The sequence below is a fragment of the Paracoccus haeundaensis genome (genome assembly GCF_006239215.1).
GTDB lineage: Bacteria > Pseudomonadota > Alphaproteobacteria > Rhodobacterales > Rhodobacteraceae > Paracoccus > Paracoccus marcusii.
The window spans coordinates 1-20564 of record NZ_VDDC01000038.1 but is presented as its reverse complement, the minus strand read 5'-3'; the positions used below and the strand labels follow the sequence as shown (position 1 = coordinate 20564).

Genomic DNA, 20564 nt, shown 5'->3' with positions numbered 1-20564 from the left:
TCATGACTCCCGGAGGCAAGGAACCATGGCGCGTAGAAGTTAGCTGGATAATGCATCTGCGCTCAAGCAGGGCCGGAAATATAAGATAGTCCGCGATAGCGCGGCGGTCATCTTTCTTCGAGATGGGTATGCAGGGGCCAGCGTCGACGACATCACCCGAGAGGCCCGGGTATCCAAGGCAACGCTCTACAGCTACTTCCCCGAGAAATCGTTGATGTTCCAAGCGGCGATGCAAGCTGAGCTTCACGATGCGTTTCAGAAATCCCCGTTCGACAAGCTTTCAGACAGAAATGTTGCCGAGGTCCTGCCACGAGCCCTGACGGCGCTCGCAGACTGGGCGGTGGCACAGCAGAGAGTACGTCTTCTGCGGACCATCACGGCCGAGGGTGTACGCTTTCCACACATCGCGGCAGCCTATGACGCTGCTCTTGCCACCCGCATCATTGGCCCCCTCAAGGCACATATCGATACCTGGATCGAGCGAGGGCAGATCGAACGTCAAGACAGTGATCTCTCGGCGCGTCAACTCGTGGCCATGGTCTTGGGGCAGGTCCAGCAGCGTGCCGTGATGACCGGCTCAGGGCTGACAAAGGAGCAGTTGATGACCTGTGCACGGGCTGCGGCGGAATTGTTCCTGCGGAGACATGCCGGCACGGGCTAGTAGGCGGTCTAAGCAATCGTCCTTGATCCACACGGTTGGGGATACCCGTGAAGGCTCCACGCGCGAACACCGCGCGCCTTGCAATCAAGTCTTCGCATAACCTACAAGCCGCCCATCAAGCGTTTAAGTAAGAGAGATCATCGTACCCTTGCCCGATCAGACTGCGACCAGACTTCGTGAATGCCCCACAGTTCCCTTCAGGGTGATCGATGACAGATCTGCGGTAAAGGTTGGAATGCTGCTGGCGGCGGCCGCCACAACCCTCATCATGATCCACATCACCACTTACAGCATGATCTTTCTGTACGGGTACAGCGAGAACGGGCTTGCCGGGGTGATCTATTCCTTCGTGAACCTCGGTGGTGACAACTCCATTTCCGAAAATCTCAATCACGGGATGCTGTTCATCTGTTTCTCATCCTTTCTCTATGTTTTTCACAAAACCCGATCCCGCTTATCACTGTTCCTGTTCGCGTTCTTTGCCTTTGCCTGGTTCGATGACTCCTGTCAGTACCACGAACGCTTGGGAATAATCCTGGCACATGCGTTCGAACTCCCCATGGTCTTTGGTCTGAGAGAAAAGGACTTGGGAGAACTACTGGCATGGATGCTGGCGGCGGCAGTTTTGGCGTCCCTCGGCATCTGGGCTTACAGAGGCCGGCGTAATGGCGACGGAGCCATTCTAAAGTTTATTGCCTATCCTATAGTCCTCCTGATCTTCTGCGCAGTGGTTTTCGACCTCGCCCATATCATGATGCCGGGAGCGTTGGCTGACGTCATCTTCACGGCCCTGGAGGATGGTAGCGAGATGATGTCGATTGCGGCTGCGGCTACGGTATCCATCGCGGTCCTTGGAAATTACGAGAAGATCTTTGATGGCAGCGGATCACGGTTCGTCGGTGTCAATTAGCGCTCAGCATTTCAAGTGAAGCTGTCACAGACGGCGGGTGATCCAATCCTTGCCGATAACATTTATTTGCCGGAACGCCCCGTCGAAAGCGGCCGTTTCTTCCGCATCTGAGGTGCCGCGTGGCACCCGTGTCTTGAGGAGGAACACGCTATGGCAAACGAATATAACGACCGCGATCGCATGGGCCGTGCCGGCCAGGGCTACGGCAACCGCGACATGAACAGGAACGATCGCGACTGGACCGACAAGGCCGCGGACGAGGTCAGATCCTGGGTCGGCGATGATCAGGCCGAACGTCGCCGCGACATGGATGAGATGCGCGACAATCGCGATCGGTACCGTGATCGCCACGATTACTCCGATCGCTCCGCATCCTACGACCGTGGCTATGGCCAGAGTAGCAGCTACGGTCGCTCGAACGATGTCCAGGGTCGTCGCGGCGGCATGGGCCCTGATCTTCGTGCCGATCGTGCCTTTGATCCCTACGGCTCGAACAGCGGCTACGGGCGTGACAACCGCTCCTACGGGCGCGGCTATGCCGACCGCAATGACGAACGCGGGTTCCTGGATCGCGCAGGCGACGAGGTGGCCTCGTGGTTTGGCGACGAGGAGGCCAGCCGCCGTCGCGAGATGGACAAGCATCGCGGCACAGGCCCGAAGGGTTACGTCCGTTCGGACGAGCGCATCAAGGAAGACGTGAGCGAGCGTCTGATGGATGACGGCCAGCTGGACGCCTCGGACATCGAGGTGATGGTTCAGGACGGCGAGGTCACGCTGACCGGTACCGTTCCGGAGCGGTTCGCCAAGCGTCATGCCGAGGATGTCGCGGAGCGCGCCTCCGGGGTGAAGCACGTGCAGAACAACCTGCGCGTCGCGTCGTCCGGGCAGGCCGGAACGGCAGCCGCGTCGCCCCTGATCGCCGATCCGACGCGAGACCGCGGCATTCTGTAAGGTCTCGGCATATCGCAGACCCATACTGCGGCATCACGAGCCAATATGAACAGTCAGCGGGTGCTTTATCAGCGCCCGTATTTTGCCGATGGTGCGGCACTCATCGTACCCTTCTGGATCAAGATGTCTGAAACTAAATTTTATCTTATGGTTTGGCGACGGTTTACCAAGGGCTGGTATTATAAGCAGACTGAATTGGCGAGTATTAGTGCTTTGGCAGGTGATCTATCAAGCAAATTACCCTAATATTCCGCATCATCGAGGGAGACGGTAGTCGAGATGTTGCGGCGCAATGTTAGCCGGAGACTATTAGGGACTGCGGTTTGATCGGGTGTGTGGTTCAACCAATCCGTACTCTCGACAAGAACACCTTCGGATTTCCCATCAATCTCGATGGTGGCACGGTGGAGTTCGTTAAGCTGTGCGTTGCTCAGGGCAGCATGCGTGCGAAACTCGAAGTAATTTTCAGACGCCTCTACTCGACCTGCCAGCCTGCCAATACCGTCGAAGGTCAACAAAGCTCCGTCCATTGCGTTCTTCCTCTGCGCCTCCTCCATCGGCAGCTGCGAAATCAACGCGCCAATCCGACATACGGGATGATCACGTAATGCGAGTAATTCACACCACGATGCACCAATAACATGACCTTGTAACAACCGTTCTCTCTGTGAGGAGCATTTTTATGCCTTTATCCGGTCGTGCTTAAAAATTGGGACGCGCATCAAGAGAGAGTAACTTTTGGGAAACCCTGCGTTCCCATTCCGCCATACTCACAGGCTCCACGGGCCTCGTGACGGCCAAGCCATGCGTTTGCCGTGACAGCATCATCGGCCCATGGCCTCCTTCCCCTCTAGATGAGTGCAAAACGCCAATCGGGAAGGGATCGAATGGCCTTGCCGCCTACGCAGGCCTCATGACATCATGACGTCATCAAAGCTGGGTGCCATTGATGCCGAAAAGCAAGACTGCCCGCCCCAAATCCGAGGATGCCAAGAGGGTGAACACATCGCTGCGGCTTCATCGCAAGACTCTCAAGGCGCTGAAGACACGGGCCATTGAGGACGACACGAGCGTGCAGAAGATCATCGAGGAGCTGGTCGACAGCTATCTCAAGAAGGCGGCAGGCAAGAAATCATGAAGCGGGCATCTCAAACGGTTCTCATCCTTCCGGGAGCGCTGGCTGACACCGATTTGGCAGAAATGCCGGACGATCTGTCGCTTCAGATTGGTCAGTCCGATGACGCGACGTTTGACATGTTCGACGACCATATCGGGTCTCTTCACGCCGCTGGCCAGCTCGTGTTCAGATCGGGAAGGACACTCACTCTGCTGGAGGGATCCACAGGCCTGGTGGCTCAAAAGGCCGATGGGAATGATCGGTTCGTGGCCGACCTGAAAGACGGGCCCGTCAAGGCCGCCCTCAAGCACGTCCCGCCTCTCCGCAGTCTCCTGAGGATCGGGTCCGGAACTGTCACTCATCGGGATCTGACGGTCACCGATGACGAAAGGAAGACGCTCGTCCGGGCGCATCTGACCACGCTGAAACCCGACGGCAGGGGCATGACGGTGACGATCGCCGCGCTGCAGCCGCTGCGTGGATACGAAAAAGCCCTGAGAAGACTGCGCGAGCACCTTAAGGCCGCCGCCGATAGCCCTTCGCCTCGCGCGGCCGAGCTGTCCTCGATACTGTTTCCGGACTATCCCAGATACAGTGCTAAACCCGACGTCGCCATCCTCGACAATGCCACGGCATGGCAAACAGCGACCGACATCATCACGGTCTATCTGCAGGTGGCTCGCGAGAATGAGGCCGGGGTCATCGCCGATCATGACACGGAGTTTCTACACGATTACCGCGTCGCCCTGCGAAAAGTCAGATCAGTCCTTAGCCTCTTCAAAGGCGTGTATCCGGAGGAACAGACTGCGGAATTCAAGCGTAAGGCGTCCGAACTGATGTCTCCTACAGGCCGGCTTCGGGATCTGGACGTCTACCTTCTGGCCAAGAACGAGTATTTCGCGATGGTGCCTTCCTCTCTGCATGAAGGGCTGGAGCAGATGTTCAAGATGTTTCGCAAGGAGCGCCGCCGCGCGCACCGTGCCATGGCAGTCCATCTTGACAGCGCCCGTTATCAGGCTGGGATCGAGGCACTGCAGGCTGAATTTCTCCAGACAAGGGGTCCCGGAAAGGGGCCGAGGGCAGACGCCCCGGTTGGGGACTATTCCCGTCAGCTGATCTGCAAGCGCTACCGCAAGGTATGTCGCATCGCCCGCGAGATCACGGCCGACACGCCTGACGAACGGGTCCACGAGCTGCGGATTGGCTGCAAGAAGCTTCGCTACCTCATGGAGTTCTTTGCACCTCTCTATCCGGCAGCGGCCGTCAAACCCATCCTGAAACCCCTCAAGCGTCTTCAGGACAATCTTGGGCTCTTCAACGACTATTCCGTCCAGCAGGCATTTCTGAAGAGCTTCATGGACGCTCACGAGCCGATTGGACACAGGCAGGACCTCGCCCTGGCACAGAGCATCGGCGCCTTGATCGCCGTGCTGCATGAACGGCAGCAGGAAGAGCGCGCCCGGATCATGGCCAGTTTCGATCAGTTCGACGGCCCAGATGTCCGTGATCAGTTCCGCTCACTCTTCAACGCCAAGGAAGCCTGAGATGAAGATTGTCGCCTGCTACAGCAACAAGGGAGGCGTCGGGAAGACCGCCGCTTCCGTCAACCTCGCCTATGCCTTTGCCGAGGCCGGCAATCGCGTCCTGCTTTGCGACCTCGATCCCCAAGGTGCCTCGAGCTTCTACTTTCGCGTGAAGCCATCTCAGAAACTGGACAACGAGGCGTTCTTTGAGGAGGCCAAACAAGTCACAAAGGCCATTCGCGGAAGCGATTTTGAAAATCTGGACATCCTCCCTGCCAACATGACCTTTCGCGATTTCGACGTCTTTCTCTCAAGGATGAAGAACAGCCAGTCGCGCCTGAAGAAGGCGCTGAAGGCTGTCGGCGGCGACTACGACATCATCGTCCTGGATTGCCCGCCGAACATCTCGACACTCTCCGAGAGCGTCCTTCAGGCGGCGGACCTGATCGTGGTCCCTGTCATTCCGACCACTCTGTCGGAGAGGACGTTCGAACAGCTTCTGGACTTCATCGACGGCCATGAGGACGCGAAGGGCAGCAAAAAGAAGATCGCGGCCTTCTTCTCGATGGTGCAGCGGCAGAAAAGCCTGCACGGCGAGACCATGGCACGCATGCGCGAGGCCTACCCGAAACGGATCCTGGAGGCCGCCCTTCCGTTTTCCACCGATGTCGAGCGGATGGGTGTCAATCGAGCCCCGGTGCTGGCGTTCGCATCTGAGCGTCCGTCCACGCAAGCATACAGGCAGATCTACGAAGAAGTTCAGACACGATTGATGGAGGGCTGAGCGCGATGAAAGCACCCGTTGAGATCGAGCGGAAGTTCCTGGTTGCGGGGATGCCTGACCTGTCTCTGGCCGACAGATCGTCACTGCGCCAAGGCTATTTGACCGTGCCTGAGGACTCCGTCGAGGTTCGGCTTCGCCAGACCGATGAGACATTCGTTCTCTGCGTGAAATCCGGGGAGGGTATCGTTCGGGGTGAGCGTGAGATCGAGATCAGCGAGGCGCAGTTCGAGATGCTATGGCCGCAGACAGAAGGCCGTCGCGTCGTGAAGACCCGTTGGGTCGGTCAGCTGGACGGGGGGCTGACCTACGAGCTGGATATCTTCGAGGGTGATCTTGCACCGCTGGTGATGGTCGAGGTCGAATTTCAATCCGAAGCCGATGCTCGCGAGTTTGTCGCGCCGGAGTGGTTCGGTCGGGATGTCAGCACCGACAAGCGCTTCGGCAACAAGTCACTGGCACTGACAGGGGTATCTCTTGTCCGCGAGTTGGCCGGTGGCTGAAAAACGATACGGCGTTCTCTGTCTTCTTCCTGAAAAGGGGCGGGACAAGGTCGTTCTGGTCAGCAGGCCGGGAAGCAAGGAATGGATCCATCCGAAGGGGCGCCGTATTCCGGGCATGTCGGGCAGGGGATCTGCCCGTCGGGAAGCTTACGAGGAGGGCGGCATCCGGGGCCGCATCCACTCCGGCCAAAAAGCCGTCGTGACGTGCAGGCAAGGTGGACGGAAGGTTCTTCTGACACTCTACGCGATGCGGGTGGAGAAGATGCTGAAGCGATGGCCCGAGCGACGCAAACGCGACAGGATCGTGGTCTCGAGCGCGAAAGCCGCGCAGCTGCTGCGCTGCCCCGGCATGCGCAAAGGGCTGCGCGCCCTCATCAAGAAAAACCCCTAAGGTCAGAGCAGAGCCTTGCGCTGCGGCCCAAGAGCCGCCGCGACGGCGCCTGACCAGTCTGATCGGCCTGCCCATGGGCCGCAACCAACGAGGCGAGATTGAGTATCGAGATTGAACGTAAGCTCCTTGTGACAAGCGACGAGTGGCGGGACCAGACTTTGGGCTGCCACCATATCAAAGACTATCTGGTTGCCCGCTTCGAGACCGGCAAGGCGCGCATCCGCGTCTGTGATGATCAGGCGACCTTGACCATAAAGGGCAACCGTACAGGGGTTTCCCGCAGCGAGTTTCATTTTGATTTGCCACCCGACCAGGCGGCCGACATGATCAGCGAGTTCCCGAGCGCTCCGAGCTTGGAAAAGCGGCGGCATGATATCCAGTTCTGCGGCCTGCTCTGGCAAGTCGACGAGTATCTGGGTGCGCTGGCGGGTCTGGTGACCTGCGATGTGGAGCTCCCGCACGAACGTCACGAGTTTCCACGCCCGTCCTGGGCTGGACGGGACATCACGCATGACAGCAGATACAGCTCCGCCCAACTCACCCGGGCAATGCATGCAGATGGGTTCGTGCTTGCGGATTTCCTGATCAGAAGCTGATCGGATAGAAAACCGCTGATACCGTCCGTGTCACTTCCGTGACGGCACTGAACCAAGGAGGCTGTATGTCTTGCCTGATGAGCCATGGTCCCGTAATTGTTGGGGCATGAGAGATTGCCTGGGACAGGTGGCGGCTGCAGGGAACTGCAGCCGCTTTTCTATGTGAAGTGGGCGACAGCACAAGTGCCATGACACCGGTTTTGCAGGCGGTCAGAAAAAAGGCCCCCCATCTGCTCAGGCCCTTCCTGCTCGTAGGACACCTTCAGGCTAATAGAAGGGCCTCTAAGTGGGGTAGAGGCAGCCTATCAGTGCAGCCGGAAAACATCTCGGACCAGCGTCCCATCCCCAGAACTATCCCCAGAAATTGTGGATAAAGTAACGCGGCCATAAGCCCTCCACCAAGATGCGCGATCTTCTGAATTCGGGGCGCATGCAATCCTGCTATTTAGACATATGGCCCGTGCTCACGCACAGGATTATCTGAACTGCTTGAGACGGGGATACAGGCCGCAGGATGAACACGAATACGGATAGAATGCTGATTGCCGAAACGGACGAGCAGGGATCTGTGGTCTGCGTATGGCGGGCGGATCATGGCAAGCGCCCGCGGCCGGTGGCTGATCCTGTAACCTGCGTCAAAATGCTGGATAGCTTCGGCATCTTCGGGGCATCCAGGGATGCGGTCAGGCTGTGGCTTATGTCCTCAGACGCAGAGGTGGCGTGACCTCAATGCCGCGTCGCTCAGCTACCGGTCAGGTGTAGACCCTGCGAAGAGCTGGAAATGGCTTTTAGCCTGAGCTTCATGCATGCGGCTTGGCCCAAAGCTCTGTCCGATCTTTAAGCATGCACCAAGGAGCGATGCCGCCCTAAGACGTTGAAGATCATGTGCAAGCCTACCGATGTCATCGTGTACGTGATCTTCTTGCCCCTGTTACACTCACGATGTCTCATCACCCTGTACAGGCCGGGGATAGAATGATGTCGAAGTCGGAAACGAACGAGAGAAGCACCGGCTGCCATATCCGGATCAATGGCGTCGGCTATCCTGCCGCTGCCAATGGGACCTTCGTCTGGATACAACGGAAGGACGGCAGCAGTCTTCTGGAATTAAGCGTCAATGTCATTGTCCAAGGTGAGCCATCGAGCGACTGTCCCGGAGGCGCGGAGGGATCAGCACTCGTTGCGCTCAATGGCATTCCCGTCCCTGCTGACCATACCGTACGGAGTGTGGATCTCACGGTGCGAATGGACGATCACGCGGGTGTTGGCGACAGAGTGCGCGGTAGATCTGACCCAGGCCAGTCCGCTGCTGATCGGCAGATCGTCACGAGCGGCAGTCTGGACCTGACTTGGTCGCCGGGGACTGTCTCCCCCCCGGCAGTCAAAACGTGTACGGGGGATCACCTAGAGAACTATCCAGATATGACCGCGGGACTTGATGGAGATGTCCCGCGCGACGGCTATGATGCCGGGTTCACAGGTATCCCTATTCCGGAGCCGGGTCTTTCTGATGACATGGCGCTTGACGCGGTTCTCTTCGAGGATCGCACAAGCATCCCCTATACCCATTTCAGTCTGTGTTTGTCGGCTGAGCGGCGCATGGCGCGCTACGTTGCTTGGAACGTGGACGGGGCGCGGATGGTGAAACTTCCGCGGTCAGAATTTGCCCTCGATCCTCGCATTGACGCCGAACACCAATGGGGAAACGCGCTTTATAGCGACAACGTTCTCGACCGGGGTCACATCGCCCGGCGCGCAGACCTGTGCTGGGGCGGCATCGCCGAAGCGCAGCAGGCCAATGCCGACTCGTTCTACTACACCAACATCGCCCCGCAGCATCAGGCTTATAACCAGTCCTCCCGTCAGGGCCTCTGGGGAGAACTCGAGGATCACGTGTTTGCTCAAGCTGGTATCGCCAAGCTGCGTCTATCCGTGCAGGCCGGTCCGATCTTCAGTCCGACAGACATCGAATATCGGGGGGCTCGTATCCCGGCGGCATTCTGGAAGCTGATCGGGTGGCGCGATCTCGAGGACCTGCCGCGTCTGACCGCCTTCATTCTGTCCCAGGAAGACCTGCTAGGCGATCTGGAGACGACGCTGACATTCGAGCCCTTTCGTCTCTACCAGGTCAGCCTGGAGGAACTGAACGGTCAAACCGGACTTGATTTCAGTCGTCATCCGGATGGCGACGTGATGCGGCACGTCAATCAAGCAGGCCGGAGGCTTGCTCGTGACGACGCGCCCGGAACTGGAAGGCAAATAAGGGATGTCAGTACTCTTCGTGACATCATCATTTAGCCGACGCGGCATGAAGCATGAAGCATGCTTACACGTCTGAGGTTTTGTCCCACGCTAATTCAATATCAGCCGCGCGGTTTTTGAGGCGATCAACGATGGAAGGTTATTAATGAACTTTTACCTACCACGTCGCATCGAATACAGCCGGCTCGAAACGATGTCGGACCTGTTGGTTCATATTGCCGGTTTGACAGCAGCACTGCTCGCGGTTCCCCTCCTGATCATGTGGACATTATCGACCGGCACTGCGGACTTCGGGTTGGTCGGTGTTTCGGTATACGGCCTCACACTCATCGCGATGATCTCATGCTCGATGCTCTACAACATGACGCATCCACAGACTTGGACACCGTACCTGCAGCGGCTCGATCATTCGGCAATCTACCTGAAGATTGCCGGCACCTATACGGCATTCGCGCTTCTGTCTCCCCACGATACCGGGTGGTTTGTGGTCTGGATATGGAGCTGCGCGGCTCTCGGGGTGGGATTGCGCACGTTCGTACCGAATAGATGGCGCAGCGTCGCCATAAGCCTGTACATGATCATGGGATGGTCAGGCGTCATTGCCGGAGACGCGCTTTTCGGCGGAATGTCCTCACTTGTGTTCGGACTGATCTTGGGTGGTGGGCTCATCTATACAGTGGGATTTGGGTTTTTCGTGGCAACGCGCTTGCCGTTTCATCGAACGATCTGGCACCTACTCGTCATCGTCGCGAGCGGCCTCTTCTACTCAGCAGTCGCTACGCAGATTGGGACACTTTCTTGAACTAATTTACATGCGGCTGTCCAGCGCATGCTGTGTTGATGTCGAGCCGATCAGGCTTTAAAGCGGCCTTTAAAGGCGCAATTCACTTTGCGAAGAAATCCCAAAAATCAAAGTCAGATATCTAGCCGCGCCATGGAAGAGTTGACGAGCCGGTGCGTCCGATTATCAGCTCCGCAAACATACATAATGTAAACAAGAGTAACGTGGACAAAACGGAAACTGCCGCCGCGGCGGTTGAGTTACCTTCATATTGCAGCGAAAAAACCATTACGCCGACCGTCTCGTGCCCTGAGGACCACAGGAGGGAGGACAGCGTCAACTCGTTCATCGCTGTCATCAAAATCAGCACCGCCCCTGCCGTGGCCGCTGGCGTGACCGAGGGCATAAAAATTCGCGCTATTCGCCCCCCCAAACCGATACCTGCGATTCGGGCGGCTTCGTCCAGTCCCGGATCCCCGTTTTGGGCAGCAGCCACGACCGGGCGGAGCGCCAAGGGGAGAAACCGGGCCAGATAAGAGATCAGGATGATGGCCGAAGTGCCGTAGAGCGAAATCCCGACCAGGGGGAGCGGTGGAAGAAAGGCCAGGATCATCGCCAACGCAACGACCGTGCCGGGCACGACCCAAGGTACCTCGGCAGACAAGTCCAACAGGGTAGCGGCAGGGCTAGGCCGGCGCGTCAGCAGATAGGCCAGCGGCAGCGCCACGCCGACGCAGATCACAGCCGCCAGACCTGATAAGGTAAATGAGTTCAAGAACGCCCGGCTCACGGCCGGGTTGGACCAGGCCCGGACATATTGATCCAGACTTGCCACCTGTATTGAAAACGGCACACCGATCGCCGGGGTCAATGAGGTCAGAGTCAACGCAGCCAGCGGCAGGAGCGCGATGACAAGGACCACGACCCAGAGCGCCCCCTGCGCCCATAGCGGCGCGCGATGCGCGGGGGTGAAAACCCGGCCTGCCTCGATGCGCAGGGTCAAGCGGCGCAAGGCAAGATGGCGCAGCATCAGAGCCATTCCTGCCAGCGCGGCGAGGATCAGTGCCAGCACCGCGACCTGCCCCGCGACCGCAGGGCCGAAGCCGTTCAGCCGCTGATAGATCAGTGTAGTCAGCATCGGCACCCGCCCCGGAATGCCCAGAAGAGCCGGTATGCCGAAATTGCCGACAGCCGCGGTAAAGGCCAGCAATGCACCCGCCAGCGCCGATGGATAGGTGAGCGGTAGAATTATCCGCATCAGCACCCGTCGGGGAGGGATTGCTGCAATGCGGGCAGCCTCGATCAGATCGGCGGGCACGGATTTCAGGCTGGCGCGGATGGCAATGAAGACGAGCGGCATATGCTCGATCCCCATGATCAGCGCGATACCGCTGCGGGAATAAAGAGGATTGCCCTGACCTTGCGCAGGCGCCAACCCTAAGGCCCTCAGGATCGGAGAGCCCGAGCCCATCAGTTCAATCCAGGACAGAGCCAGCGTCTGCGAAGGAATAATAAGCGGCATCAGAATCAGAAAAGACAAGACCGCCCGAAACCGCATTCGCATCAGCCCCACGGCCAGCGCCAGTGCACCGCCCAATACGACCGAGATCGCGACGGAGGCGAGCGACAAGGTCAGCGTATTCATAAACGCCCGCCCCGTTGCCCGTGCGGCCAGCGTGTCGCGCAGAACACCCAAAGGCGCCCCATCATCGCCGGGACGAAAGGCTGTCACCAGCACCTGACCCATGGGCCAGAGCGTGATCGATGCTACATAGAGACACAGAAGGATGGCCAGTAGACGCTCGCCATCCCCCGTACGCCGGTCGCCCAGCAGGTGCAGGTCAGCCGCCATAGAGGTCCGAGAACTCCATCTTGACAGCCTCTCCATCGGACAGCAGGCGGGCATTGTCGGCACCGATCAGCGTCAGGCTGGCAGGGTCGGGATAGCCCTCGGGCGCTGCCATGCCGTCGCGCAGAGGGAAATAGCCCTGCGCGACCGATTGGGCCTGTGCGGCCTCGGACAGTTGCCAATCGACGAAGGCACGGGCGGCATCGGCGTTGTCAGTGCCCGCCATGATCGCCACAGGCTGGGTCACCGCCGTCACGCCCTCGGACGGAAACACGAAATCGACCGGGGAGCCCTGCGCCTTGGCGTTCATCGCCATGTATTCGACCAACACGCCATATGCCTTCTCGCCCCGCGCGACGGCCTCCAGCACGGTGCCGTTGCCTTGTCCTGCGACGGCGCCATTGTCCGACAGTGCCTCAAAATAGGTCCAGTCGAATTCAGGCTGCTGGACCATCGTGCCCACATGGATCGCCGCTGCACCGGAATAAAGCGGCGACGGCATGATCGTCATCGCCGCCGCCTCGGGCGTGGCCAGATCGGCCCAGGAGGTCGGCGGGCTGTCCACCAGATCGGTGTTGTAGACGATACCGGTGGTGATCAACTTCGTTGGAAAGAACGTAGCATCCGCGTCCAGCAGGGCCGGGTCGATGCCATCCACAGGGGCCTCGGGATAGGCCATCAGGCGGTCGTCCTGCTTGAGCTGGGTCATCGCGACGGCATCTGCGATCAGCAGAACGTCGGCGGGGCTTTGGCCGGCTGCGAATTCCGCCTGCAGCTTGGCCATCACCTCGGTCGTGCCGGAACGGAAGATATCGACCGAGATATCGGGATGATCCTTGTTGAAGGCAGCAATAACCTCGGTCATTTGCTCCTGCGGTTGCGACGTGTAGATCGTCAGGGTCTGGGCCTGTGCAGCAAATGCGGTGGCGGACAAAGCAGTGGTCAGCATCAGGATACGGGTCATGACAGCCTCGAAGTTTGGGAAAAGGGGTCGGGCACGACCACGGGCGGGTCGGCGCGCCAGCATCCGCGCGGATCGCGAAATATTGTAATCCGCGCGCAATTCGTCGGGCGCAGAAACGGCAGATCAAGGGCTGCCATCACTGAGCGGATGGTGCCGGAGTGGGCCACGATCAGAGGCGGTGCCTCTTGCGCGGCGGGGCCGGAGATGGCTGCACAGCCCTGCAGGATGCGATCATGAAACGCCTCGGGGCTTTCGCCGCCCTCGGGCGTGGCGTCGCGGTCCAGCATGGCACGGGGCGCGCCTTCCCAAATGCCCCAGTCGCGTTCGGCCAGCAGGGGGGCGGGCTGTATCTCCAGGTCGGGACGCAGGGCTGCGATCGCTTGAGCCGTTTGCCAGGCGCGCTGCAAAGGCGAGGCAAAAAGGCGCCCGATGGGCCTATCCCGCAAGGTCAGCGCCACGTGCCCGGCCTGCGCCCGACCCAAGTCTGTCAGGGGCGCATCGGTCGCACCTGCAATCCGGTCGATGGCGTTGTGTTCCGTCTGGCCGTGACGCAGCAAATGGAAGCAAGGATGATCGAAAAGGCTCACCACACCAGCCTTTCGCCTCGAGCGATAGGCCAGCCAGTCCGCACACGCAGATCATCCGCGACCGAGGCTGCGCAAAACGCGGCCAACATCACCTGCGGTGCGGCGGACGCGACCATTGCGCTGGCCTGTGACAAGGTTGGATGCACGTTCCAGCGACTGAAGACAGCATGGCCCTGATCGATCAGGTCCTGTGCGGGACTGCCCGCAGCAACATGGCCGGTAAAGATGATCCGCGCACCGCCGGCGTCACGGATGCGCCCGGCCAAGGCGTGCGCCACACCGCGTTCTGCATTGGGACCCGCGGCGATCATCGAACCGGCAATCGGGCTGTCCGCATGCAGATCGGCTGCTTGGTCCAGCAGAGACAACGCGTTGCGACCTTGTGGCGTCATCCAGTCCGCGTGATCGCGCAGGACCCGTACGACACGACGATGCTCGGCGCAGATGCTGACCGGTAAACCGCGCTGCAGCAGCGTTGCGGCAATCTCCAGTCCGCGCCCGCCTGCAGGGCAAGGCAACAGGACAGGTCCGTCGATCTGGGACACGATCTGTTCGATCTGTGCGGAAAGCGGCTGGTCTGCGACCCCGTACGAGGCGTCGATCACCATTGCTGCCGCGGGCGGGTAGGGCGCGGCACAAAACATCGGGCTTTCGGCACAGGCGTCCCCCGAATACAGCAGGCCGCCCTTGCCCCCGATCCGCATCCAGACCGCCCCCGGCGCATGGCCCGCAGGACCGGTCAGCAGGGCCACACCCAATATCTGACCGAGTCCGTCAAGGGGCCGCGCCTGTTGCAGGCCGGGATGGCGGGCGAGCGCGATGGTAGGGCGGCTGGCGAACAACGGTGGGGCCCCCAGATCCGGCCACAGATCCAAGCCGCCTGTATGATCGGCATGACCATGGCTGAACAGGATCGCGTCAATGGGCGGTAGATCCCGCAGATCGGGCGCGCGGTCTTCGTCAGGCCCGCGGCCCAGGTCCAGGAGTAAATTGCGTTCCCCAATCTGAAGCAGGAAGCAGGCGGCCCCCTTGCTGCCTACCCCCGATATGGCGCGCAGTTCAGGCATTGACCGCCCCGCGCCGTGCGCCGGCTTGCGAGGTTTTATCAGCATCGCGGCCGATCACCCAACCGCCGGTAATCTCCAGCCCAACCGGCGTGTGCGTGGTGAGCGGGCGATCGACTAAGAGGGTGAGCATCTGATCGTCCAGCGCGTCGGTCAGAGCGTGGGTCAGATAGTGGCCGTGCTGAAAGCTCTGCGACAGAATGCGCGCGTGTAGATGCCCCGGCCCGTCGCACAGACGCACGTCCTCGCGGTGCAGGCACAGCCAGCCGGGGCCAGGTTTTGCTGTTCCGGGCAGGCGAAGTGCCGCAGTTCCCACATGCAGGTCGCATATACCATCCAGCGTCCCGGTCACCTCTACTGGCACAGTGACACCGTGACCGATAAAGCGCGCCACCATCGGTGTTGCGGGACGGCGATACAGATCTTCAGGGCATCCCATCTGTTGGATCTGGCCCCTGTCCATCACGGCGATATGGGTGGCGACCGTCATCGCTTCGTCCTGATCGTGGGTCACGAGGATGAAAGTCGCACCCGTTTCGGCATGCAACTGGCGAAATTGAACCAACATTTGCTGGCGGAGATGCGCATCGAGATTGGCCAGAGGCTCGTCCAGCAACAGCAGCCCCGGACGCAGTGCCAGCGATCGCGCCAGCGCCACCCGCTGTCGTTGACCCCCAGACAGATCCTGCGGTCGACGGTCCGCCAAGGATAATAGACCCGTCGCGGTCAGCATCTGATCCACGCGGGCGCGCCGTTCAGTCAATGTCATACGGTGTGACTGCAAGGCGAAGGCAACATTGCCGCGCACCGTCATATTGGGCCACAAGGCATAGGACTGGAACACCATGCCCAGATCACGACGCTCGGGTGGCACGAAATGGCCGGACGTGGCAATCAGTTGATCATCAAACCGCAACTCACCCGCATCGGGGAGTTCCAGTCCGGCGATCAGGCGCAAAAGTGTGGTCTTGCCGCAGCCCGAAGGACCCAGCAAAGCTAGAAACGAGCCTTGTGGGAGATCCAAATCGATTTGATTCAGGACGTTTGTAGTACCAAAGGACTTGCTAAGGCTGAATGCGCGGACATGCGGCATGGATACTCCGGATTTGGTCCTGACGTACGGGGTACGAATGTCATCTTTGTGACGATACGGCGATCGTTTGATGACTGGAGCACCGAGTTACATCCCAAGTAGCAAGCCTGCTAACAACGCGATGGAGGAACATGCTCCCCGCCACGGAAAATGCTGCGAATTCCACAAAGATCTAACGGTCGCACCGTGTGCAGACTATCGTCGTAAGGATGGCAGAAGAGGGCCACGTCTCAGGATGAATTACTTGTCATCCAAAATTTTTCTGCAACAGTCTCAGTCCGTGACTATGACCGTGGACTTGGTGGTGAGACAGTCGCGTCCCTGCCACAATCACGCTGACCTTAAATTCCTGCAAAAAGTGATGATTATTTTGCCCGAAGCCAGTACTGCAGACCTGATCCGTATCTTCATCGGTTATGACAGCCACGAGCCTGTGGCATACCATGCCCTGTCTCATAGCCTCCTCTCGCGGGCCACGCAGCCTTTGAGTATCACGCCGATCGTGCTTGGCGGTCTGGAGGGCGTTTTTACCCGTGAGCGAAATGCGCTCCAATCGACGGAGTTCTCGTTTTCTCGGTTTCTTGTACCGTGGTTGAGCGGGTATTCCGGATGGTCCATATTCATGGACTGCGATATGCTCTGTATTGATGACATCGCTAAGCTCTGGGCCATGCGCGATGACCGTTATGACTTGATGTGCGTCCAGCACGACCATGTCCCCCAAGAGCAGACAAAATTCCGGGGCGCAACGCAGACGACCTATGAAAAGAAAAACTGGTCGAGCATGATGCTGTTCAATAACACCCGCTGCACGGCACTTACACCTGATTACGTGAATACGGCCTCCGGCCTCGAGCTGCATCGCTTCAAATGGCTAACGGATGACAGTCGGATAGGCGCGTTGCCCCAAGGCTGGAACCACCTAGTCGATTACAGCGACACTCCCCTCGAGGATACGCATCTTATTCACTATACCGAAGGAGGCCCGTACTTCGAAGAATACCGGAGATGCGAGCATGCTGACCTGTGGTTCGCTGAAAAAGATGCGTTGGATCGACCTCTACCGTGAAATCGTACTCATAATCTCTTCTTTCATCCATACCGGACACTCGGTCAGCTGATGCGAGATGCGATGTGTTCCTGAATGCACAAGCGGGGTTGTCAGGAGAGCAGCGGAAGCGAGAGAGGATTTGGTGAGGGTGGTTGTGATAAAACGAGGCCGGTATTCTTTACTTCACCTTTTGCAAGGAGCCTACGCTCAACCATGATCTCTCAATACAGGCATGCACTTGCCAAGCATTCCCCCAGGCTGCTGCGTTCTGTAATATACAAAACGCTGTATAGGCAGTTCAAGGATCAATATACGATATCACCGGAACAATTTCGTGGCAAAAGGATACTTATTGTAGGTCCCGCCAATACTCTGTTCGATGATTTGAAAAGCATCGACTACTCAAAAGTCGACATTGTTGTTAGAATGAAGAATGGTATTCATACGTCTCTTGATTTATGGAAAGGAGATTCGTTGCGTTGCGATGTGCTTTTTCACAGTTTTGCTGGTGGTAGTCAGCCGGTCACTTTGAATGATATCAACCGTGCTGGCGTAAAATATATCGTCCATAGGACTCTCAAGAAAAGCGCTTTTCTGGATACCCTGCTTGCCGAGGAAAAGTTCGGAAGTTCCGCAGGTGTAAAAATAGTACCCTACGAGCATTATGGGGCGCTGTCGAAAAGGCTGGGCGGTCACGCTCCCAGTACGGGCATGGTCTGCGCTGATTTCTTCCTTGATGCTCCATTCAAAAGCCTGACATTTGTTGGTTTTACGTTTTTTTCTACGCGATATGTCGCCGGGTATAACGATCAGATCACATCTGACGAAGCTGCGCTTTCAAAAGTGAAAGATGCCGGTCATCACTCCCCGTTGCACGAGGCACGCCTGATAGGGGATCGGATTCAAGAAGAGCGAGCTGCTGGTAAGTGCGTTTGCGTCAGTGAAAGCATGCAACAAGCACTCGACGGCTTTGGCGCCCGCCATGGTGCCTGACCCTGCGATCATTTATTATCACAGCGGTCTCGCCATTCGCGTGGGGCATGCCGGTTCTGCAGTTCCGTCTTCCGGGCAGGGTCGGGTCGCTTGGCGCAGCCGCCCATGTGGCAATGGCCGATCTAATTTGCATGCAGCAGGTGTTGAATGCACTGTCGAATTGCTATTTTTTTGATTTCTGACCGCATTTTTAATGGCGATCGTGTGAGGCCAATCATGGTTGCCTGCTGCTGGAGCCTTTCGTCGCGCCCGCCGAAGCCCTTTGGGCTTCCCAGTCCGGACAGGTGAGGCACTGCGATCACCTGCGCGCTGGTGCTTAGGTGATCGAGCAGGGAGATTGCCTTAGATCCATGTGCGACGACAGCAGCCGGCCAGATCTGATCGAGCAACATTTCAAAGACGGCAGTGCTTCTGTCCGCGCGTGTCAGATGCTTGCCGCTCCCAGCCTCAACGCACCAGATGTTTGTCTCGAGAAAAGGCGCACTGGTGAGGTCGGCCAGATGCTCGATCCGCTTTCTGGTGGGGCTCAATGCACTTTTGGCAAGGTAGCGCTCGCGCTACGCGGCGCGGTTCATGCCGTCATCATCCGACCAGTAGCGCCAGAAATTGGCAGTCTCCTTGGCCGGGTTCTGGCCGACAATAAACACACAACATGCCAGTGGTGACCCGGTGCAGACAAAGGGGCGACCCGAGCACGGGTCGCCTACGATCAATTTAAGCCGAGCGGTAAAGTCAGCTAATACCCCACCGGTGTCGTCGGCAGTCTTCATACCAACCGAAGGTCGACCGCGCTGGTCTTTCCGCCGCGACCTGTTTCCAGTTCGTAGGACACGGCTACGCCGTCTTTCAGGGTCTGCAAGCCAGCGCGCTCAACGGCCGAGATGTGGACAAAGACATCCTGCGCGCCGCCTTCCGGTTGGATGAAGCCAAAGCCTTTGTCCGCATTGAACCACTTGACCGTTCCTCTGGGCATTTCATTCTCCAAGACGATTTCTGATGCAGCGATATTCGGCCATCACGTGCGATCCGGCAAGCCGCCGATTTGGCTGCCGCTCCGAACCGAGGCGTCGCGAACCGCGATTGGTGCCAAGGTAGATAGATGCGGGGAGGATGGCGGCGGCCGAGACCAGGCGCACAAGAATTTCGAACAACGGTGTCAGATCCATAGTCCGGAGTTTGCCTCGAACGGCGCAGAACCTCACCTTCAGATCAGAAGCCTCAACACACGTTGGTTTTCTAGACGATCCTTGTCTGTCGGTCTTGATAGCGGACGGTCTCAGAACAGTTGTTGGGAAAAAATGCCCCGCCCGGCTGGAGGGAGTTGCCGAGCGGGGTCGGGTGACAACAGGGAATGCTGTCGAGTTCAACCTATAGGAGCATCAATAATCTCGCGATCCCTTAAATTGTACCGACACGCTTTCATGTTCAAAGGCCTGCCGGAGCGGGCAGGCCTTGACGCCAACGCATGGTCACTTTGGTCAGGTCTTGCTCTTATCAATCAAGCCAGGCTTGGTTGGGTCTTCCGCGACTGCGGCGTCAGGGCGGTTGCCGCCGGGTACAGCAGGGTCCTCTTCATCTAAAACATGGTCAGGCACTTCGGGATGTCGCTCCGTCTTTGCGGCCTCTTGAACCTGATCGGTAGGCGTCGGTTTCAGTTGGTCTTGCGTCATGACATGGTCCTCCTGCACGTCAACAGATGGCTGGATCCAATGTTCCGCAAGGTAGCTTGCCAAGTCTGACCATTATCCTGACATTTGTTGGGTATACTTCTTCATCCAGGCCCTATCGAAAATCGCATTGCCAAACCTGCTCGACCTGGAGGCTTTGTTTCTCGATCTGTTCGCCTGAACCCTTGACCGCGAGTTTGCCGGTATCGATGATCTCTCACCGAAGAACGCGCGCCGGTCGGACAAGAAGACCGATGCTTGCCGCGGAACTCACACTGCCAACGAAGGTTCGTCTTTATATTAAAGGCGCGACATGGCTGCGTGATCGTAAGGGCCTGACCTCGGCATTAAATACGCATTGATCGGCTTGCTTGCTCTTGGGGGGTGCACAACACCGCCCGTTTCCGATTTCGGCACCGCTGACGAACATTTCTACAAGGGCAATGCGTGGTATATCGCCGATCGCCGCGGCCAATTGGAGGTCGCCTTGATGGCTGTCGGGATCGAGGATCCGGAAATCGAGTATCGTGGGGCCGCCCGCGACTACCTCTTGAGCAATCAGCGCATATGCTCAGTGAGCCCCGATCGCCCAGGTGGCGAGGGGCGGTACATATTCAGCTACTCTTGCCGCTAATCCAAAGGGGATAGTTCCAAGTCCGTCTTTCTGGGACCGAACTTGTTGGCACGATCTGCAAGGCCCAGCTCCAATCTAAGCTTTGTCCGAGGCTACATTTCAATGCGTCTTGATCTCGGTGCAGCGCCACCCGCTTGACAAGCCGCGACCGGCGTGGAATGCCGACAAAAACCATAAGGAAATAGC

24 protein-coding genes are annotated in these 20564 nt (G+C 58.4%); 15 read left to right on the top strand and 9 right to left on the bottom strand.

The window, feature by feature from the left end:
- Positions 1-43 precede the first annotated feature (43 nt).
- From FHD67_RS16785 to FHD67_RS16775, 3 genes are all read left to right on the top strand, one after another.
- Positions 44-661 (top strand): TetR/AcrR family transcriptional regulator, encoded by a 618-nt coding sequence (locus FHD67_RS16785; protein ID WP_139599397.1) that lies wholly within the window; start codon positions 44-46, stop codon positions 659-661.
- A 235-nt stretch (positions 662-896) separates the two neighbouring features.
- A complete protein-coding gene (locus FHD67_RS16780) occupies positions 897-1571 on the top strand; it encodes a hypothetical protein (RefSeq protein WP_139599396.1) in 675 nt (224 codons plus the stop codon).
- A gap of 150 nt (positions 1572-1721) precedes the next feature.
- On the top strand, positions 1722-2522 hold the full coding sequence (locus tag FHD67_RS16775) for a BON domain-containing protein (protein WP_246071329.1): 801 nt from the start codon (positions 1722-1724) through the stop codon (positions 2520-2522).
- A 242-nt stretch (positions 2523-2764) separates the two neighbouring features.
- On the opposite strand, the gene FHD67_RS16770 is transcribed toward FHD67_RS16775, so the two are convergent.
- Positions 2765-3097: a hypothetical protein gene (locus FHD67_RS16770; protein WP_176695171.1), complete on the bottom strand. Its 333-nt coding sequence runs from the start codon at positions 3095-3097 to the stop codon at positions 2765-2767.
- Between the two features lie 374 nt (positions 3098-3471).
- Between FHD67_RS16770 and FHD67_RS16765 the strand changes: the two genes are divergently transcribed.
- The 9 genes from FHD67_RS16765 (at position 3472) to trhA (ending at position 10497) form a co-directional block, all read left to right on the top strand.
- On the top strand, positions 3472-3660 hold the full coding sequence (locus FHD67_RS16765; RefSeq protein ID WP_139599394.1) for a hypothetical protein: 189 nt from the start codon (positions 3472-3474) through the stop codon (positions 3658-3660).
- Positions 3657-5183 (top strand): CHAD domain-containing protein, encoded by a 1527-nt coding sequence (locus FHD67_RS16760; protein ID WP_139599393.1) that lies wholly within the window; start codon positions 3657-3659, stop codon positions 5181-5183. Before FHD67_RS16765 ends, FHD67_RS16760 begins: the two co-directional genes overlap by 4 nt.
- A gap of 1 nt (position 5184) precedes the next feature.
- Positions 5185-5946, top strand: coding sequence for a ParA family protein (locus FHD67_RS16755; protein ID WP_139599392.1), 762 nt, complete (start codon positions 5185-5187; stop codon positions 5944-5946).
- Positions 5947-5951: 5 nt separating this feature from the next.
- Positions 5952-6446 carry a CYTH domain-containing protein gene (locus tag FHD67_RS16750; RefSeq protein ID WP_139599391.1) on the top strand — a complete coding sequence of 165 codons (495 nt, stop codon included), beginning with the start codon at positions 5952-5954 and terminating at the stop codon, positions 6444-6446.
- Complete coding sequence (locus tag FHD67_RS16745) at positions 6439-6837, top strand: NUDIX hydrolase (protein ID WP_176695170.1); 399 nt, start codon at positions 6439-6441, stop codon at positions 6835-6837. The genes FHD67_RS16750 and FHD67_RS16745 overlap by 8 nt, the downstream gene beginning before the upstream one ends.
- 98 nt (positions 6838-6935) lie before the next feature.
- On the top strand, positions 6936-7433 hold the full coding sequence (locus tag FHD67_RS16740; RefSeq protein WP_139599389.1) for a CYTH domain-containing protein: 498 nt from the start codon (positions 6936-6938) through the stop codon (positions 7431-7433).
- A 514-nt stretch (positions 7434-7947) separates the two neighbouring features.
- Complete coding sequence (locus tag FHD67_RS16735; protein ID WP_139599388.1) at positions 7948-8157, top strand: hypothetical protein; 210 nt, start codon at positions 7948-7950, stop codon at positions 8155-8157.
- Positions 8158-8408: 251 nt separating this feature from the next.
- Positions 8409-9731 (top strand): DNA/RNA non-specific endonuclease, encoded by a 1323-nt coding sequence (locus FHD67_RS16730; protein WP_176695169.1) that lies wholly within the window; start codon positions 8409-8411, stop codon positions 9729-9731.
- A gap of 109 nt (positions 9732-9840) precedes the next feature.
- Positions 9841-10497 carry a PAQR family membrane homeostasis protein TrhA gene (gene trhA, locus FHD67_RS16725; protein ID WP_139599386.1) on the top strand — a complete coding sequence of 219 codons (657 nt, stop codon included), beginning with the start codon at positions 9841-9843 and terminating at the stop codon, positions 10495-10497.
- A gap of 121 nt (positions 10498-10618) precedes the next feature.
- Here the strand turns inward: trhA and FHD67_RS16720 are convergent, their stop codons facing one another.
- Genes FHD67_RS16720 through FHD67_RS16700 form a run of 5 tightly spaced genes read right to left on the bottom strand, consistent with a single transcriptional unit; the run spans position 10619 to position 16033 of the window.
- On the bottom strand, positions 10619-12328 hold the full coding sequence (locus FHD67_RS16720) for an ABC transporter permease (RefSeq protein ID WP_176695168.1): 1710 nt from the start codon (positions 12326-12328) through the stop codon (positions 10619-10621).
- The gene (locus FHD67_RS16715) at positions 12318-13289 is read right to left on the bottom strand and encodes an ABC transporter substrate-binding protein (protein ID WP_139599384.1); all 972 of its coding nucleotides are present in this window, start codon (positions 13287-13289) and stop codon (positions 12318-12320) included. The genes FHD67_RS16720 and FHD67_RS16715 overlap by 11 nt, the downstream gene beginning before the upstream one ends.
- Positions 13286-13876, bottom strand: a complete 591-nt coding sequence (locus tag FHD67_RS16710) for a histidine phosphatase family protein (RefSeq protein WP_176695167.1) — start codon at positions 13874-13876, stop codon at positions 13286-13288. Before FHD67_RS16710 ends, FHD67_RS16715 begins: the two co-directional genes overlap by 4 nt.
- Positions 13873-14943 carry an MBL fold metallo-hydrolase gene (locus FHD67_RS16705; RefSeq protein ID WP_176695166.1) on the bottom strand — a complete coding sequence of 357 codons (1071 nt, stop codon included), beginning with the start codon at positions 14941-14943 and terminating at the stop codon, positions 13873-13875. The genes FHD67_RS16710 and FHD67_RS16705 overlap by 4 nt, the downstream gene beginning before the upstream one ends.
- Positions 14936-16033 carry an ABC transporter ATP-binding protein gene (locus FHD67_RS16700; RefSeq protein ID WP_139599381.1) on the bottom strand — a complete coding sequence of 366 codons (1098 nt, stop codon included), beginning with the start codon at positions 16031-16033 and terminating at the stop codon, positions 14936-14938. The genes FHD67_RS16705 and FHD67_RS16700 overlap by 8 nt, the downstream gene beginning before the upstream one ends.
- A 280-nt stretch (positions 16034-16313) precedes the next feature.
- On the opposite strand from FHD67_RS16700, the gene FHD67_RS16695 reads away from it, so the two are divergent.
- The 3 genes from FHD67_RS16695 (at position 16314) to FHD67_RS20530 (ending at position 18742) form a co-directional block, all read left to right on the top strand.
- On the top strand, positions 16314-17102 hold the full coding sequence (locus tag FHD67_RS16695; protein WP_218062334.1) for a glycosyltransferase family protein: 789 nt from the start codon (positions 16314-16316) through the stop codon (positions 17100-17102).
- A gap of 195 nt (positions 17103-17297) precedes the next feature.
- Positions 17298-18077 (top strand): hypothetical protein, encoded by a 780-nt coding sequence (locus tag FHD67_RS16690; RefSeq protein ID WP_139599380.1) that lies wholly within the window; start codon positions 17298-17300, stop codon positions 18075-18077.
- Positions 18078-18427: 350 nt separating this feature from the next.
- Positions 18428-18742, top strand: coding sequence for a hypothetical protein (locus FHD67_RS20530; RefSeq protein WP_176695165.1), 315 nt, complete (start codon positions 18428-18430; stop codon positions 18740-18742).
- A 101-nt stretch (positions 18743-18843) separates the two neighbouring features.
- Here the strand turns inward: FHD67_RS20530 and FHD67_RS16675 are convergent, their stop codons facing one another.
- The 3 genes from FHD67_RS16675 to FHD67_RS20725 form a co-directional block, all read right to left on the bottom strand.
- Positions 18844-19050, bottom strand: coding sequence for a cold-shock protein (locus tag FHD67_RS16675; protein ID WP_139599412.1), 207 nt, complete (start codon positions 19048-19050; stop codon positions 18844-18846).
- Positions 19051-19555: 505 nt separating this feature from the next.
- The gene (locus FHD67_RS16670; RefSeq protein ID WP_139599377.1) at positions 19556-19747 is read right to left on the bottom strand and encodes a hypothetical protein; all 192 of its coding nucleotides are present in this window, start codon (positions 19745-19747) and stop codon (positions 19556-19558) included.
- A 611-nt stretch (positions 19748-20358) separates the two neighbouring features.
- On the bottom strand, positions 20359-20564 hold a 206-nt coding region (locus FHD67_RS20725; RefSeq protein WP_218062333.1), incomplete at its 5' end, for a hypothetical protein.